The following is a 14,791-nucleotide window of genomic DNA, read 5'->3' on the forward strand; positions in this document are numbered from 1 at the left end:
GCCAAAGCTCACCGTCCTGCAGGACGCAACAGGTTGCGCAGATGTGTGGCTCTGTGGCGGCCCGATCTACTATCGGGCCGGGGAATTTAGTCTTGTGAACGGAGCTCCTTCACAAGATTGTGCGAGTCCTTCGAATTTCGAAAGGGGACCGTGCTGCCGAGATTCCATCCAATGTAGTACAAATACCTCTTGCTGGCTTGTGTGGTCAACCAGTCGGCCATGGCACCGCTGTCATCAAATTCTCCCTTTGCGCCTGGCTGAAGCATCGGCGCTGCGAATACCTCTAAAAATTTTCCTAGGCTGAGTTATATCGATCGTGACGTAAGCGGTATAATTTCTATTCTGCCGGCCGCGGGTGCTGAGGTATATTTTGAATGTATTATCGTGGAGATGCTCACCGATTGGCACCGAAGCATGTGAGTACATCCATTCGGAGTTAGATTCCGCGCTGAATATGCGCCCCAGCTTAATCCGCCTCCTACTCATATCTTCCGCAGCTTTGTACTGGGTACCCGTGAGCGTTCGGTAGCCTGCGCCATATATACTCCTTCGGGTTCTGCGTCGGCGAGAATGAGCGCGCCAGCGCCAATCACGCAGCGATCCCCGACCTTGATATGATCACGCAGGGTGACGTTTACTCCGATGAAGCATTGCTCTCCGATCTCTACGCCACCCGATACCACAACATGTGAAGCTATGAATGTATGGTTGCCGATCGTTGAATGGTGCCCGATGTGGTTTCCACTCCACAGTATCACGTTGTCGCCGATAGTGGAAAATGGCTGAATTGTGTTGTCTTCAAAAATGAAGCAGTTTTCCCCGATGTGCCCGCCGTTCAGCACGTTGGCGCCGGAACTGACATAACTTGCGATTTCATAACCATTAGCCTTGGCGGCCTCGTATTTCTCGCGCCGTAGCGCGTTCAGCTTCGTGTAGCTCAGGGCGACGAACATGGCGCAGTCAGAGGGAGGGAACGTTTCGGTTACTGCTTCGAATGGAACGACCGGCAATCCGCAAAACTCAGCTTCGCTCAAATATGCTCCATCGACTGTGAAGGCGATAACTTCATACTCCGAGTCCGTTGAGAAGTAAGAGTGGGCGATCTGGGCGATGTCGCCAGTCCCGAAAATTACTAGTCGTTTTTTCATGACTTCCTCACCACTATTGTGAATTCGTAGAGTCCGTAGTCGTGCAATAGCGCCACATCACGGGAGTAGGTGCGCTTGCAATGATCGAACAGGTCACATGGATCGGCGTAGTAAAGATAATCCCGCATTCGGTCTTGATCGGAATATGATGTGAGGCAGTTAAACGAAAAACCCCGGTGGCTGGTCTTGTTAAGCATATCAAGCGTCCGTAGCACATGTGAGCGCCAGGCATCGTCAGTGCTATCAAGACGAACATTAAATATCCCACTGGCTACCCCGTAGTCGGCCACGGCATCCGGTTCTCCAGTCACCGCAAAATGCGCCTCGTCATTGCCTGCAAAACGCTGTTGCGCTGCAAAGATCATTTCTGCGGAAAGATCAAAGCCGCGGTAATGAAGCAAATCATGTCTCGATCGGAGATAGTCGAAATAGGCGCCGTAACCGCACCCCAAATCGTTGACCGAGAATTCCCTCGACAGAGAAATAACCTTGCTCAATTGCTCGAATCGAAGGGTTTGGCCTTCTGCGCCGTTCCAGTCAACGCCACGTGCGGACTGGCCGTGCTCGGCGAGCTTGCTGGAATAGTAGCTTGCGACCTTCTCTAAGATCGCATCGTTATCGTCTTGCATAAATGTGTCTCACAATGGTGTAAGGGCGCCGCTTTGTCTCGGAGAATATCTTCGAAAGATAGATGCCGACCACGCCAATGAACGAGATGATCATTCCCCCAAGCAGCCATACCGATGCGATGACCGATGTCCAGCCGCTGAGGGGCCGAGTAAAGAAGGCCCAATGCAAAAGTAAGTACAGGATATACGCTATAGCAATCAACGAAATCATAGCGCCGATATAAAATATGCCGATCAGGGGAGCGTTGCTGAAAGAAGTTACAGAGTTAACAAGCAGTGACATCTTCTTTCTGAACGTATACGTCGTTTCGCTCGTGCTATGTTTGGTCATCTGCATGGGTAGCTGCCGAAAACCTGTGATGTGCCAAAGTCCAGCCATGAATACTTCTCTTTCTTCATGCATCAGGAGCGCATCAACATATCTTCGGCTCATAAGACGCGCTGTCACGACATTCCTTGGCAGGGCAGTACCCGTCAGAGCATCAAAAAACCTGTAGAACAGCTCTCCGCTGATGCGCTCAAACCAACCGCCTTTCCTCTGTGGCTGCACACCGTAGACGACATCGGCCGAACCCGATCTCATATGTTCAGCGAACGCCCGCAGGTATTCCGGCTCTTCCTCCAGGTCGCTATCGAGCAAGAACACCCGCTCACCTACGGTATGAGCCAAACCGGTCATCATTGCCTTGTGGTGGCCAAAATTGCGCGAAAGGTCAACCACAACCACATGATCATCTGAATCCAGCATCTCTACGGCTAGGTCGAGGCTATTGTCAGGTGACCCATCATTGACGAATATGATCTCGTAGTCGTCCCCGACAATTTCACGGGCGGCTGCGCTTGCCCGGCGGTAGAATTCTTCAATGTACCGCTCGGAACGATATAGAGTTGTAACGATCGAGAGTTTCATTTGAGGACGAATCTCATGAATGCTGGGCTTTCTTTTCCGCAATTGAACAGCAAATCAAGAATGCTAACCGTATGCACGAACTCTCCCCAGAGTTGAGGGTATTCCGGGTAGTCTCGATAATCGAACCAACTTAAGCCAAGGCCGCGCTCGCGGAAAACGCTTTCCTCGATATAGTCTCGGGCCGCTGGTCCTGAAATGTACTCCGTTCCTCCGGCCTGAACACAAAGTTCGGCCAATCGCTCGGACTTACCTTCGACTAGGTCATAAGTCCAAGAATTCGTGATGGAGGTGGTAATGCCGAGATAGCGACAGATCGCCTCCAGTAGTTCGCGATTAAGTGGCGAGAGAAAATCGTGGTTGCTGTTGAGGTAGATTGGTTCGAGGAACGAGGCGACCTCGTCGAAGTGGCGCGACTTCCTGTAGTTCGAGACGATCGACTTCCAATGCGACGCTGCCCATTTTCGCCCGTCGATTTCGGTTTCGCGAATCGTTTGGTGATATTTGCCCTTTACCTTTACAGGTACGGTCAGCCAGGACAGGCCCTGAGGGGTCTTTATCTGGTTGCGATTGCGCCAATCGCGGCGCGTGAACTGCATGTCGTCATAGAGAATGAACTCATCCACCGCTGCGATCAGGTCAAAGTAGCCCTTCCAAGGAATGTAGTTGGATTGGAGGATCGCGATCTTTTTCATGGATTGGAGCCCTTGGCTTTGTATATCTCATAGTCTGGAGGGGATTGAGATGGAACCCGCTCAAAATTGTCGGAGATGAATTTATAGGTGAGTGGGTGAGTGTTTTGAAACCGGAGCTCTTCGCGCCCATCAAGCGGTAAATTGAGAACAAGAACGAAGCCTGGGGAAGACGCTTTTATCCGGTCAATTTCGGTGCGCTCAAAGTTCTCCTGCCGAGGAAAAAGTGCATAAATCTCCCACATTGGCGATTTTTGATTAAGCAGAGCGTAGGCGCCCGGCCAGAATGGTGTGGCAACAAAGCCCTTGCCACCGGTAGCGAACTGATCCGACAGGCTCCGGAGCAATGCAATGTCGTTCGCGGTCGCTGGATCAACTTGCAGCACGCTACCTGCGACCGTGACGTTTACACACCCCCCGCTGACCATGCATTGCCAGCCCGGATGCTGTACGCTCATGACCCACAAGCTGGTACTGCACAAGAACATGGATAGCCCCCATTTCGCTCGAAGGCCTAATGTCGCGAAGATCGCGAAGCAACCTACCAACATGGGAAAGATGCCCTGTGCGAGGTGGCCGACGTCAGCTCGGGAGAAGGCATAATGCGCGTATGGAATAGCGAGGAAAGCAGCCGCAACGAGTGTCGGACTTACTGATCTTCCTTTTAGACGCTGCGCCAAGGCCCACAGGGATACCAGCCACCCGAACGCAAGCACGGCGATAAAGAACAGTCCCACCAAGAAGGCCCGAATCGCGTCACTGATCGAAGATGTCATGAAATCAACGGTCCATGGCCACGGAACAGGCAGTGGCAAATTGGTCGCGTTCTGCTTAAATAGGAAGCGAATGCTCTCCAAATAGGCGAGGGGGAAACTTGGCACTAGAAGAAGCATCAGGATGATCGGCAAAAAACCAATCGCGACACCGACTGTCCAAAAAAATGCGCCCTTCACAATGCCGGATCTTGGACGAACTCCCAGCCAAAGCAGCACGCCAAAGCTGCCAATAGCACCATAAACTCCATGATTCCGTCCAAAAAAAGCGGCAAGGCCGACAGCAATTCCAGCTGCCAAATAGCGCTGGGGTGTTGGATTTCGGATCAAAAACGCCAAAGCCCCTACTAGGAGCATCGAAAGCGATATATCGAACAGCTTGTGGCGCGGAAACATCCATACCCCCAATGTGATGGCGGCGATGGCCAAGAAAAGAGGTTCGTTCCAAGTCCGATTTTTCGAAGACTGAGTGATCAGCATAAGGCCAATGAACAGACCCAGTGCTTGAAACACAGCGACAGCGACGCGGACGCTGATAATCCCGCCATCTCCAATGATGGTAGCCAGTGCTGCAGACCAATAGTATCGACCCGGATCATAGGCCATGAAGTCCCGAATAGGAATTTCCTCATTAAGGACACGCTGCACGCCGTACCAGAGGAACCCCTCGTCCCACAGGTTAAACCCGATATGCCCCTGCCAAAAGAAAACCAAAGAAACAGTCAAGCAGGATAACATTAATGCATTGAGCCATCTGAAAGGGATTGCGTGCTTCTGCGTTTCGAAAGGGCTCATCAAAGACAACTCCAAATACTCTCCCGCAGGGCAAAGGCCGCTTCGGTGGCTAACCAATCTCTATTTGAAATTGCTCCGTCAAGTGCGTTGACGCCTAAACAGGGGGCAGCCGGAGCTCCGGCTCGTGTTCGTTTCGGTGTCTTGTTCCTCAACTGCAGGCCCAAGTCTCTGAAAATGCGGTAGGTTCGGTGCCCCAACCCTCGCGTTCCATGGGCACATGCGCGCGGCGATATCCATATCGCACACGGATCTCGCAAATCTCGCGAATGCGACGTTCCAGCGCCGCCTGATCGGCGCGGCGAGAGGTGTAGTGGTAGGTCGAACGATCGAAGTTCAGCGCCCCGCGGGCACGCCAGATCGAGATCATGCCCGGCAGAACCTTCGACACCCTACAGGATCGCATCGAGATCAGGAAACCTTATTCTCTTCAACAACATAGAGAGATGAATGTTATGAAACAGGATTGTACAAGACCGGGCGGCCGCACCCATCGCTTGGCTACAAGCCACCGGCACCCGAACCGACCATTTGGTCTCGCCAGAGCGGACCGGCTTCAACGCCAACGGTGGCCAGCAGGCCACGCATGCACTGACATTCCAAACGGATCACCCATGGGGGCAGGCCAATCTTGGGAAAATCACGTTGAAAATGATCAAAGTGCAGATTGGATGCTATCTCGGCGAAGACGATATCTTCAGTGTCAGTGACGGATTGGGACAAGGCTAGTTATCAAGCTGTCATCATTAATATAGCTAGATCGATAAGAACACGTCATTTCGGACCACCGTCCAGCTGGTTTTCTCGAAATTTCGTGTAAGAAGGCGAGGCTTCACTGGATGCCACACTTGCAACCACAGACCTAAACTATAAAAAGATTTCATGAACTGATGGGTGCGTTATGAAGATTGAACGATTGCCGCTGGCTGGTTTGGCCAAGATTATACCGACTCGACTGGGCGATCACCGGGGGTACTTCTCCGAAGTTTTCAAGGATGGCTGGTTCCGCGAGAATATTGCGGACGTTAATTTCGTTCAGGAAAACGAGTCTCTTTCGGCAGCTGTTGGCACGGTGCGCGGCCTACATTTCCAGCTCGACCCGTTTGCGCAGGGCAAACTGGTGCGCTGCTTGGCGGGCAGAATTTTCGACGTCGCCGTCGATATTCGTATTGGTTCGCCGACCTATGGCCAGTGGTATGGCGTCGAGCTTTCCAGGGAAAACGGCGAGCAACTTTGGGTGCCGGCCGGTTTCGCGCATGGTTTCGCCACGCTCGAGCCGGATAGCGTCATTTTCTACAAGGTGACTGCGGCCTATAGCGCCGAGAATGATCGTGGCCTCTATTGGAACGACCCGGCTATCGGGATTGAATGGCCCCTGCCGCTTGACAATGCGATCCTGTCCGACAAGGACACCAAACAGCCGAAGCTGGCGGATCTGCCGCCGGCCTTCGCTTTTGATCTCACCCGGAACTGACCACAAGCACTGACGAAAAACGGAGTAGACATATGCGTATTCTCGTGACCGGCGGAGCGGGGTTTATCGGTTCGGCACTCGTGCGCCACCTCATCAAAAACGTTGGCGCAGAAGTGCTCAATGTCGACAAGCTGACCTATGCCGGCAACCTCGCCTCACTGAAGGAAATCGAAGGGGCTGCGAACTACCAGTTCCTCCAGGCCGATATCTGTGACCTGCAAAAGATGTCGGAGGCGATGACGTCGTTCAAGCCCGACCGCATTATGCATCTGGCAGCGGAAAGCCATGTCGATCGGTCGATCAGCGGTGCTGCCGATTTCGTTCAGACCAATGTCATAGGGACCTTCTCGCTGCTGGAGGCCGCCCGCCATTATTGGAACGACTTGTCGCCGGCACCTAAAGAAACTTTCCGCTTCCTACATGTCTCAACCGACGAGGTTTATGGTTCGTTGGGTGATGAAGGCCTGTTTGAGGAAGTCACGCCATACGATCCGTCCTCACCATACTCCGCTTCGAAAGCAGCAAGTGATCATCTGGCGATTGCATGGCACCGCACTTATGGCCTGCCGGTAGTGGTGTCAAATTGTTCAAACAATTACGGGCCTTATCATTTCCCGGAAAAGCTGATCCCGCTGATCATTCTCAATGCCATGGATGGCAAGCCGTTGCCGGTCTATGGCGAAGGTATCAACATCCGCGACTGGCTTTATGTGGAGGATCACGCCCGCGCACTCGATTTGATCGCTTCGCGTGGTCGCCTCGGCGAAAAATACAATGTCGGCGGTCGCAACGAGCGTCGCAATATCGACGTCGTCAAACGCGTCTGCTCCCTCATGGATCAGCTGCGCCCGAAGGCGACACCCCATGCGGATCTCATTACCTATGTCACCGACCGTCCAGGTCATGATGCGCGTTACGCCATCGATGCCACCAAGCTTGAAACGGAACTGGGCTGGAAAGCGCAGGAGAATTTTGACAGCGGCATCGAGCGCACGGTGCGCTGGTATCTCGACAATGAATGGTGGTGGCAGCCGCTGCGTCAGGGTGTTTATTCTGGGGAACGTCTTGGCGTTCTGAAGAAAGGCTGAGTGATGCGCATTGCCGTTACCGGAAGACAAGGGCAGGTGGTAACCGCGATGATTGAGCGCGGGAAGCAGGCGGACGTGGAAATCGTCGCCGTCGGCCGGCCTGAACTGGATCTTGCCGATCCGACCTCAATCCGCCGTGTCCTGTCCGCAGTGAAGCCGGATGCGATTGTGTCGGCTGCCGCCTATACGGCTGTCGATAAGGCTGAAAGCGAGCCAGAACTAGCCTTTGCCATTAATGCCAAGGGACCGGGAGTGCTGGCGGAAGTGGCTGCCGAACTGAACATTCCTATCGTGCATCTTTCAACGGACTACGTGTTTCCGGGCGACAAAAATGGCATCTATCGGGAAAACGACGCGACCGGTCCGGTCTCCGTTTATGGCCAGAGCAAGCTTGCGGGTGAAGAAGCCGTTGCAGCAGGAACACCTAATCATGTCATTCTGCGTACCGCCTGGGTGTATTCTCCCTTCGGTGCCAACTTCGTAAAAACGATGTTGCGGCTGGCGGAAACCCGTGATGCCTTGAATGTTGTTGCCGACCAGCACGGCACGCCGACCAGCGCACTCGATATCGCTGATGCTGTGATCGCTATTGCCAAACGTCTGGCGACAAATAGCGATCCAAAACTTCGTGGCACTTTCCATCTCACCGGCAGCGGCGAAGCCACCTGGGCGGACTTTGCCGAGGAAATCTTTGTGGGCCTCAAGGAAAAGAGCGGCAAGCAAATCTCCGTTAAGCGCATCACAACGCAAGAGTATCCGACGCCGGCCAAACGGCCAGCAAATTCGCGGCTGTCGAACGACAAGCTGGCAAACACTTACGGCATCATCTTGCCCGACTGGAAACAGTCAACAACGGTGGTTCTAGACCGGCTTCTGGGTGGTACAAAAGGTTAAAAGGATCTCGCCTGTGCGCCTCTTGGTGCCAAGGCATTCCAGCGATCAGCGCGGATCAGAAAGTCCGCCCTTACACGAAGGAAAAAGCATGAAGGGTATCATTCTCGCCGGCGGTTCCGGCACGCGGCTTTACCCCATCACCATGGCCGTCTCCAAGCAGCTGATGCCGGTCTACGACAAGCCGATGATCTATTATCCGCTAACAACGCTGATGCTGGCTGGGATCAAGGAAATCCTGATCATAACCACCCCGCACGACAACGAGGCCTTTAAGCGCCTGCTGGGTGATGGCAGCCAGTGGGGCATTTTGATTAAATACGCCGTGCAGCCGAGCCCGGATGGCCTAGCGCAAGCCTTCATCATCGGTGCGGATTTTGTCGGCTCCAATCCTTCGGCGTTGATCCTCGGCGACAACATCTATTACGGCCACGGCCTGCCGGAGTTGATGCGCCCGAAAGCGGATGTCACCACGGGTGCGCGCGTGTTCGCCTATCATGTCACCGATCCCGAGCGTTACGGCGTGGTCGAGTTCGATAGTTCGATGAAGGCGCTGTCGATCGAAGAAAAACCGGCTCAGCCGAAAAGCAACTGGGCGGTCACCGGTCTTTATTTCTACGACGAACAAGTCATCGATATTGCCGCTAATCTGAAGCCGTCGCCGCGCGGCGAGCTCGAAATCACCGACGTCAACCGCACCTATCTCGAGCGCGGCCAGTTGTCGGTGGAACTGATGGGACGTGGTTACGCTTGGCTCGATACCGGCACGCCCGACAGCCTGCTCGATGCCGCAGACTTTGTCGGAACGCTGGAAAAACGTCAGGGCTTCAAGATCGCCTGCCCGGAAGAAGTGGCTTACCGCATGGGTCATATTGGCGATGATCAGCTCGAAGAGCTCGCCATCAAACTCGGCAAAAGCGCTTATGGTCAGTATCTGATGAAGCTCGCGACAGCGCGAAATGACATCACTTTTTGAGTTGGCCAATCGAGTGAACCGCTGCTTTTTTAGCGGCGGTTCAGGCGGACGGTAGGCTCGTCAGACTTCCGGTTTGTTTCTCTGGACATCAGGCTGGCTTTGCCGCGAAACTTTGATAGAGCGCCAATACCTGTGCCATCACATGCGCCTCGGCAAAATCCGAGGCGATCCGCTGGCGCGCATCGACACTCGCCTGCCCCAACAACTGCCGATCTTGCGCGAGCGCACAGATGCGCTCCGCGATGGCACGGGCACCATACGGTGGCGCCAGCCAGCTTTCTAGCCCATCGCGCCCGAGATCACGGCAGCCCGGCACATCGGTCGTAAGTATCGCCCGGCCGCAGGCAGCCGCCTCCAGAATGGCACGCGGCAGCCCTTCGTCCCCTTGTCGGCAAGCAGGCAAGATCATGGGCCACCCAGACCTGCCGCACGTCGCTTGTGCTGCCACGGCGTTCCATCGACATCAGACTGACGACGTTATGCTTAAAGCGGCTGCGGTCGCTTTTGGCGATCAACGTATGCATCAGGCGTTCGGGCCTCTCCGACGTTAAGGCTGGTACTGACCTGTGCAGCTCTCACGCGCTCGGAAATGGTTTGTCGCCTCCGCCGTTATATGACATTTGTAGGTATTTGAGTATCGAACCGTGTTTGCAAAGCGAACCTGCTTTCGCCGGCCTGGGTTTCCCTTCAATGCCATGGTAGGGGACCAACAATTTTCCCTTACTCACACCGTCACGGATGGTGTCGAAACAGATTTGCACCACGTCGGATTGCTCTAAAATTTTGCCACCTGTATGGAGATGGGCGCCGCGCCTTCAGGCGATCTCATTAAGGCCAGCGCTGATTTATTTGCCCGGATTGCTCCGCCAAGTAGGTTGTATCATCGTCAGGTAACGACGGCCGACAGCGGAGGCGACCTTCGCGGTCGTATACCCTTCTCGAACGCGTTCAGCCGCGTTCAAGCCCATCAAGCCTATCTGCTCCGGACGCGCGGCCAGCTCAGCTATTGCGGTCGCGAAAGCAACTGAATCCGCAACCGGCAAAACATAGCCGTCTATCCCGTGGCGCACAAAACCTCGACAGCCAGGAACATTCGTTGTCAGAGACAGACGACCACATGCGGCTGATTCCAGCAGTGTGCGCGGTAAGCCTTCTCCGCCTCGGGATGGAAGACAAGCGACGTGATGCTCGCGCCAAACGCTTAAGATATCCGACGTTGCGCCGCGCCAGGTTATGCCGGGCTCTGTCGACCATTCACGGAGTTTTGCCTCAGTGATCGCCTTTGGATTGGCCAAATCCGGATTGCCAAATAAGGACAACTCCACATCCACGCCGTTGGCGCGCGCGCGCTGGACAGCCTCTACAGCCGTGTCCACGCCCTTTGACCATAGCATCCGGGCGACCACAGCGATGCGAAGTGGCTTCCCCTCCAAAAGCGGCTGGATCGGATAATCATCCGGATCGATGCCGGCTCCTCCCACTATTTCCACTGCGTCGTCGTGTGCATGAAGTCCCAAAAACCTTGGATCGTCGTCATTTTCGAATAGAAACGTTGTTTCCGACGAACGTATCAACCTCATAATGAGCAAACGGACCACGGCTCGAACGGTTTTGCTGATGATATTCTGCCGCACACCAAGATAACCCCACCCCGTGATCGCAAATATGCGCTTATTGATTCCCGATGCGGCAGCGGCCATTCCACCGAGCAGAATTGGTTTCAAAGAAATGCAATGCACAAGTGACGGGCGTTCTGTTTTCAAGATATGGATTAGCCGTCTAATCACCGCGAGTGCGGCCAAAGGGTTAAGGCTGCGGCGGTTAAGGTCGATGGCAATGACTCTCGCACCGGTCGCTTCGATTGCCGTGGCATGGCGGCAAACCCGCGTCATGACGACCACTTCGAAACCGAGCGCCACTGCCTCCCGTGCCATGGGGAGGAAATGTGAGGCAAAAAACCAGTCCTCGGCAACTATGAAAGCTATCTTAGCCATTGTGACGACTCAAGAAAATCGGACGCCCGCCTGGAGCGATGAGCCACGTCATTTGTGCAACTCAAGTTTTGGTGCATCGTTTCGGGTGAGATCTCGTGGTCAGTGTTCTCTTCTTGGTGGCTCAATGAGACCTCCCGCGCCTTAATGTTTAGCTCTCAATGATATATGTGATTGCTTAGATGGCGGCTGTCGCGGCTCTCGGCGCAGACTTCCCTGCCGTCAAATACTCCCCCTTCAGTCGCATGTGGCACCAGCAGGCGAAGGCGGAGCTTGCGAAGGCCAGGCTTTCGCCGATCGCCAGGCGGTTGTTGGAGTTGCTGAGGAGCGTCAATGAGAAAAAGAACAGGCAGGCGATATAGGCGTGCCATGCCGCGCGCGGGATGATGCCGGCCTTGCGGGCGCGCCAGATGGCTCGGATGAAGGTGGCGAGCATGAAGCCCATGATTGCTGCACCGAACAGGCCGTAGCGCACGAGGATTTCCAGGTAGCCGTTGTGCAGCAGCGTGTATTGGACATGGGAATAGCGCGTCTCGGCCCAGCGCTCTAACCACCGATTGCCCCAGCCGAAGATCGGTGCGGAGGAAAAGACTTCCCAGCTGTTCGACCAGAGCTGCAGGCGTTCGTCCATCGACACCGGCGTATTGCTCGAGCTGATGGCGTTCGAAACCACGCCGCCCATCTCATGGCCGTTGGCCACATTTTCGACTATGGAAATGGCTGCCGATACAGTCGGGCCGGCCGTCTTGTCGAGATTGTGCCTGACACCATAGATGCCGGCGATCAACACGGCTGCGACGGCGATGATGATGGTGACGCCGCTCTTCAGGCGCAAATAGGTGAGCGTAATGAGCGCCAGGACAGGCAGTGTTATGCCAAGTGCCAGCCAGACGCCTTTCGATTTGGCGCCGTAGATGGCGATGAAACAGAGCGCGAAGATGAAGGGCGAAACGATACAGGCGAAGCGGGCGATCCGGCGGTCACTCGATTTGTCCGTCAGGTTGTGCAGCAGCCAGAACAGGGTGAAGATCACGATCATGCCGCAGGCAACGGCGCCGTGGATCTGGTTGTTCATGATCAACGGCCGGATGGTTTCGCCGGCAAAGACCTCGCGCAGATGCTGGGTGGCGACCAGCATGATGAGGACCACGGCGAAATAAGCCGCGACGATCTTCTCCATCAGCTCCTCATAAAGCAGGAAGGCGACGCCCATGATGGGGAAGAAGAAGGGGAAGGCATAAAGCCAATCCGAGGCGCCGATATCGTGCTGCGGCGTCAGCCAGAAGGTAATGAGGAACCGTGCCATGACATAGAAGGCCCAGCCCATGCAAAGCCAGCCGATCCAGTCCGTGCGCGGCCGTATGGGCGCCTTCATGTAATAATAGAGGGCGATCAGGGAGAGAAGCGCCGTCGCATAGCGATAGGCGTCGCTTTCGACCACGGTCGGCGAGGCGACCAGCAGCCACAGAATGCCGCCGATGATCGCGACCGGTTTCGTCATGCTGCTTCCAGCCTTTGTGACGCCGATTGGCTCGGCTGCAAGGTCAGCATGCGGTTTGTTCATGCGCGAGTCGTCCAATGTCGTCCGCCTTCATCCCAGAATCGGTTCATCATTCGGCATTTCTCGCTCCCAGGGCGGGCCCTATGGCCGCAAAGGGGCAGGAATACGGCAATTTTCCCATGCCGATGCGTCAACGATGTCGATTTTGCCGATTGTTTGTTAATGGGCAACTCCGTCGCGTCGAACCACTTTTAAGACTGTCAGGAAAATGATCTTAAGGTCGAAGAAAAAAGAGCGTCGGCGCAGATAGTCTTCGTCCAGCGCCACCTTCTCGGGGATCGGCAGTTCGTCACGGCCGTTGACCTGCGCCCAGCCGGTCAAGCCCGGCAGCAGCGCGTCGACGCCGCGTTCCGTGCGCAGGGCTATGAGGTCGTGCTGATTGAACAGCGCCGGGCGTGGGCCGACGATGCTCATCTCGCCTTTCAGGATGCACCAGAGCTGCGGTAGCTCGTCGAGGCTCGACTTGCGCAGGAAGGAGCCGATCGGCGTCAGATAGATATTCGCGTCCTTGAGCAGATGGGTCGCGACCGCCGGCGTATCGGTGCGCATGCTGCGAAATTTCGGCATGCGGAAGATCTTGTTTTTCCGGCCGACCCGATCGGACCAATAGAGAATCGGACCTGGCGAGGTCAGCCGCACTGCGAGAGCAACGATCAGGATCGGAATGAAAAAGATGATGGTCGCGGCGAGAGCGGCGAGAAAATCGAAAAGGCGCTTGGCGATCGTATAAAGCATCGTCTCTTATCGTTGCATCGCCCTCTGGTCTAAGGGTGATGAAGGTCGTCATTGCCTGTGCATCTCATATTGAGATTCTAAGCACAACCATACACCGCAAGATTCCCCGCCCTTGTTCCGAGCGAGTATCCCGTGCAAAGCATGTCTGAGCTAATCTTGGTGCAGACAGCGGAGGCAGTGCACGGATGATCCTGGTGACGGGTGCGACGGGTTTTGTCGGGCAGGCTCTGTGCGCGGAGCTTTCCCGCCGGCGGATGGAGTATCGGCCGGTCAGCCGCGGCTTCCGCCCGGGCTTCGTCGCCATCGGGGCTATGGATAGCCACACGGATTGGTCCGACGCGCTTACCGGTGTCGGTACCGTTATCCATCTGGCGGCCCGCGTCCATGTCATGAACGAGAGCGCCGCCGATCCGTTGGCCGCATTCCGCGCCGTCAATGTCGATGCGACCGTCAACCTGGCGCGACAGGCAGCCGGCGCGGGCGTGAAACGTTTCATTTTCCTAAGCTCGATCAAGGTCAACGGCGAAGAGACGGCGGAGGGAAAGCCCTTCAAGGCTGCGGATGTGCCGCATCCGGAAGATGCTTATGGCCGCTCGAAGCTGGAGGCCGAGGAAGCCTTGCTCGCGATTTCAGCCGAAACGGGCATGGAGGTCGTCATCATCCGGCCGCCGCTCGTCTATGGTCCCGGCGTCAAGGCGAATTTCGCTAGCCTGATGAAATGGGCTGCCCGGCCGTTCCCTTGGCCGTTCGGTGCGGTTCGAAACCGCAGGTCGCTCGTTTATGTCGGCAATCTCGTCGATTTCATGCTGCTCTGCGCGAAGCATTTGTCCGTCGGTAACCGCGTCTTCCTGATCAGTGATGGCGACGATCTTTCGATCGGCCAGCTGATCGCCAAAGTATCTCTTGCCGCGGGGCGCAAGGCTTGGATGCTGTCGGTACCGCCTGCGCTGCTCGAGGGACTTGCCGCACTTCTGGGACGTCGAGCCGCCGCGCAGCGGTTGCTTGGCTCGCTTCAGGTCGACATCGGCGAGACGCACGCGCTCACCGGTTGGTCGCCGCCTTACTCGGTTGAAGAAGGGCTGACGGCAACCGTCGCCGGTGCGGGGACGGAGGGGCGCTGAACTGACCTTTCAG

Annotated in this window: 15 protein-coding genes and 2 pseudogenes; 7 read left to right on the forward strand and 10 right to left on the reverse strand. The window is 55.5% G+C overall.

Annotation, left to right across the window (positions count from 1 at the left end):
- Positions 1-482: 482 nt before the first annotated feature.
- The 6 genes and pseudogenes from FHT85_RS17670 to FHT85_RS17695 all read right to left on the reverse strand — a co-directional run.
- Positions 483-1,148 (reverse strand): acetyltransferase, encoded by a 666-nt coding sequence (locus FHT85_RS17670; protein ID WP_112410916.1) that lies wholly within the window; start codon positions 1,146-1,148, stop codon positions 483-485.
- Positions 1,145-1,777, reverse strand: coding sequence for a class I SAM-dependent methyltransferase (locus FHT85_RS17675; RefSeq protein ID WP_112410917.1), 633 nt, complete (start codon positions 1,775-1,777; stop codon positions 1,145-1,147). The genes FHT85_RS17670 and FHT85_RS17675 overlap by 4 nt, the downstream gene beginning before the upstream one ends.
- Positions 1,764-2,687 carry a glycosyltransferase family 2 protein gene (locus FHT85_RS17680; RefSeq protein ID WP_112410918.1) on the reverse strand — a complete coding sequence of 308 codons (924 nt, stop codon included), beginning with the start codon at positions 2,685-2,687 and terminating at the stop codon, positions 1,764-1,766. Before FHT85_RS17680 ends, FHT85_RS17675 begins: the two co-directional genes overlap by 14 nt.
- On the reverse strand, positions 2,684-3,379 hold the full coding sequence (locus FHT85_RS17685; protein ID WP_112410919.1) for a WbqC family protein: 696 nt from the start codon (positions 3,377-3,379) through the stop codon (positions 2,684-2,686). Before FHT85_RS17685 ends, FHT85_RS17680 begins: the two co-directional genes overlap by 4 nt.
- Positions 3,376-4,944: a hypothetical protein gene (locus FHT85_RS17690; RefSeq protein WP_112410920.1), complete on the reverse strand. Its 1,569-nt coding sequence runs from the start codon at positions 4,942-4,944 to the stop codon at positions 3,376-3,378. The genes FHT85_RS17685 and FHT85_RS17690 overlap by 4 nt, the downstream gene beginning before the upstream one ends.
- 128 nt (positions 4,945-5,072) lie before the next feature.
- Positions 5,073-5,308 (reverse strand): annotated as a pseudogene (locus tag FHT85_RS17695) (IS3 family transposase); the annotation flags it as partial.
- A 102-nt stretch (positions 5,309-5,410) separates the two neighbouring features.
- Between FHT85_RS17695 and FHT85_RS30555 the strand changes: the two are divergent.
- The 6 genes and pseudogenes from FHT85_RS30555 to rfbA form a co-directional block, all read left to right on the forward strand.
- A pseudogene (locus FHT85_RS30555) lies at positions 5,411-5,536 on the forward strand (IS3 family transposase); the annotation flags it as partial.
- Positions 5,533-5,670, forward strand: coding sequence for a hypothetical protein (locus FHT85_RS30995; protein WP_409527340.1), 138 nt, complete (start codon positions 5,533-5,535; stop codon positions 5,668-5,670). The pseudogene FHT85_RS30555 and the gene FHT85_RS30995, both read left to right, overlap by 4 nt.
- A gap of 172 nt (positions 5,671-5,842) precedes the next feature.
- Positions 5,843-6,415, forward strand: coding sequence for a dTDP-4-dehydrorhamnose 3,5-epimerase (gene rfbC / locus FHT85_RS17705; RefSeq protein ID WP_112410922.1), 573 nt, complete (start codon positions 5,843-5,845; stop codon positions 6,413-6,415).
- A gap of 32 nt (positions 6,416-6,447) precedes the next feature.
- Complete coding sequence (gene rfbB / locus FHT85_RS17710; protein ID WP_112410923.1) at positions 6,448-7,503, forward strand: dTDP-glucose 4,6-dehydratase; 1,056 nt, start codon at positions 6,448-6,450, stop codon at positions 7,501-7,503.
- A 3-nt stretch (positions 7,504-7,506) separates the two neighbouring features.
- Complete coding sequence (gene rfbD, locus FHT85_RS17715) at positions 7,507-8,397, forward strand: dTDP-4-dehydrorhamnose reductase (RefSeq protein WP_112410924.1); 891 nt, start codon at positions 7,507-7,509, stop codon at positions 8,395-8,397.
- 88 nt (positions 8,398-8,485) lie between these two features.
- The gene (rfbA, locus tag FHT85_RS17720) at positions 8,486-9,370 is read left to right on the forward strand and encodes a glucose-1-phosphate thymidylyltransferase RfbA (RefSeq protein ID WP_112410925.1); all 885 of its coding nucleotides are present in this window, start codon (positions 8,486-8,488) and stop codon (positions 9,368-9,370) included.
- Positions 9,371-9,458: 88 nt separating this feature from the next.
- Here the strand turns inward: rfbA and FHT85_RS17725 are convergent, their stop codons facing one another.
- From FHT85_RS17725 to FHT85_RS17740, 4 genes are all read right to left on the reverse strand, one after another.
- Positions 9,459-9,779, reverse strand: coding sequence for a glycosyltransferase (locus tag FHT85_RS17725; RefSeq protein ID WP_246780019.1), 321 nt, complete (start codon positions 9,777-9,779; stop codon positions 9,459-9,461).
- Between the two features lie 436 nt (positions 9,780-10,215).
- Positions 10,216-11,364: a glycosyltransferase family 4 protein gene (locus FHT85_RS17730; RefSeq protein WP_112410926.1), complete on the reverse strand. Its 1,149-nt coding sequence runs from the start codon at positions 11,362-11,364 to the stop codon at positions 10,216-10,218.
- Positions 11,365-11,539: 175 nt separating this feature from the next.
- Positions 11,540-12,862 (reverse strand): O-antigen ligase family protein, encoded by a 1,323-nt coding sequence (locus tag FHT85_RS17735; protein ID WP_246780020.1) that lies wholly within the window; start codon positions 12,860-12,862, stop codon positions 11,540-11,542.
- 219 nt (positions 12,863-13,081) lie between these two features.
- On the reverse strand, positions 13,082-13,657 hold the full coding sequence (locus FHT85_RS17740; RefSeq protein ID WP_112410928.1) for a sugar transferase: 576 nt from the start codon (positions 13,655-13,657) through the stop codon (positions 13,082-13,084).
- Positions 13,658-13,842: 185 nt separating this feature from the next.
- Between FHT85_RS17740 and FHT85_RS17745 the strand changes: the two genes are divergently transcribed.
- On the forward strand, positions 13,843-14,778 hold the full coding sequence (locus FHT85_RS17745; protein ID WP_112410929.1) for a UDP-glucose 4-epimerase family protein: 936 nt from the start codon (positions 13,843-13,845) through the stop codon (positions 14,776-14,778).
- The last annotated feature ends 13 nt before the right edge of the window (positions 14,779-14,791 follow it).

The organism is Rhizobium sp. BK312, from assembly GCF_014193605.1.
In the GTDB taxonomy this organism is placed as follows: domain Bacteria; phylum Pseudomonadota; class Alphaproteobacteria; order Rhizobiales; family Rhizobiaceae; genus Rhizobium.

Coding starts and splice junctions, on each gene's coding strand:
- rfbA (WP_112410925.1), top strand. CDS start 8,486: ATGAAGGGTATCATTCTCGCCGGCGGTTCCGGCACGCGGCTTTACCCC.
- FHT85_RS17725 (WP_246780019.1), bottom strand. CDS start 9,779: ATGATCTTGCCTGCTTGCCGACAAGGGGACGAAGGGCTGCCGCGTGCC.
- rfbB (WP_112410923.1), top strand. CDS start 6,448: ATGCGTATTCTCGTGACCGGCGGAGCGGGGTTTATCGGTTCGGCACTC.
- FHT85_RS17685 (WP_112410919.1), bottom strand. CDS start 3,379: ATGAAAAAGATCGCGATCCTCCAATCCAACTACATTCCTTGGAAGGGC.
- rfbC (WP_112410922.1), top strand. CDS start 5,843: ATGAAGATTGAACGATTGCCGCTGGCTGGTTTGGCCAAGATTATACCG.
- FHT85_RS17745 (WP_112410929.1), top strand. CDS start 13,843: ATGATCCTGGTGACGGGTGCGACGGGTTTTGTCGGGCAGGCTCTGTGC.
- FHT85_RS17670 (WP_112410916.1), bottom strand. CDS start 1,148: ATGAAAAAACGACTAGTAATTTTCGGGACTGGCGACATCGCCCAGATC.
- FHT85_RS17740 (WP_112410928.1), bottom strand. CDS start 13,657: ATGCTTTATACGATCGCCAAGCGCCTTTTCGATTTTCTCGCCGCTCTC.
- FHT85_RS17690 (WP_112410920.1), bottom strand. CDS start 4,944: ATGAGCCCTTTCGAAACGCAGAAGCACGCAATCCCTTTCAGATGGCTC.
- FHT85_RS17730 (WP_112410926.1), bottom strand. CDS start 11,364: ATGGCTAAGATAGCTTTCATAGTTGCCGAGGACTGGTTTTTTGCCTCA.
- FHT85_RS17735 (WP_246780020.1), bottom strand. CDS start 12,862: ATGACGAAACCGGTCGCGATCATCGGCGGCATTCTGTGGCTGCTGGTC.
- FHT85_RS17680 (WP_112410918.1), bottom strand. CDS start 2,687: ATGAAACTCTCGATCGTTACAACTCTATATCGTTCCGAGCGGTACATT.
- FHT85_RS17675 (WP_112410917.1), bottom strand. CDS start 1,777: ATGCAAGACGATAACGATGCGATCTTAGAGAAGGTCGCAAGCTACTAT.
- rfbD (WP_112410924.1), top strand. CDS start 7,507: ATGCGCATTGCCGTTACCGGAAGACAAGGGCAGGTGGTAACCGCGATG.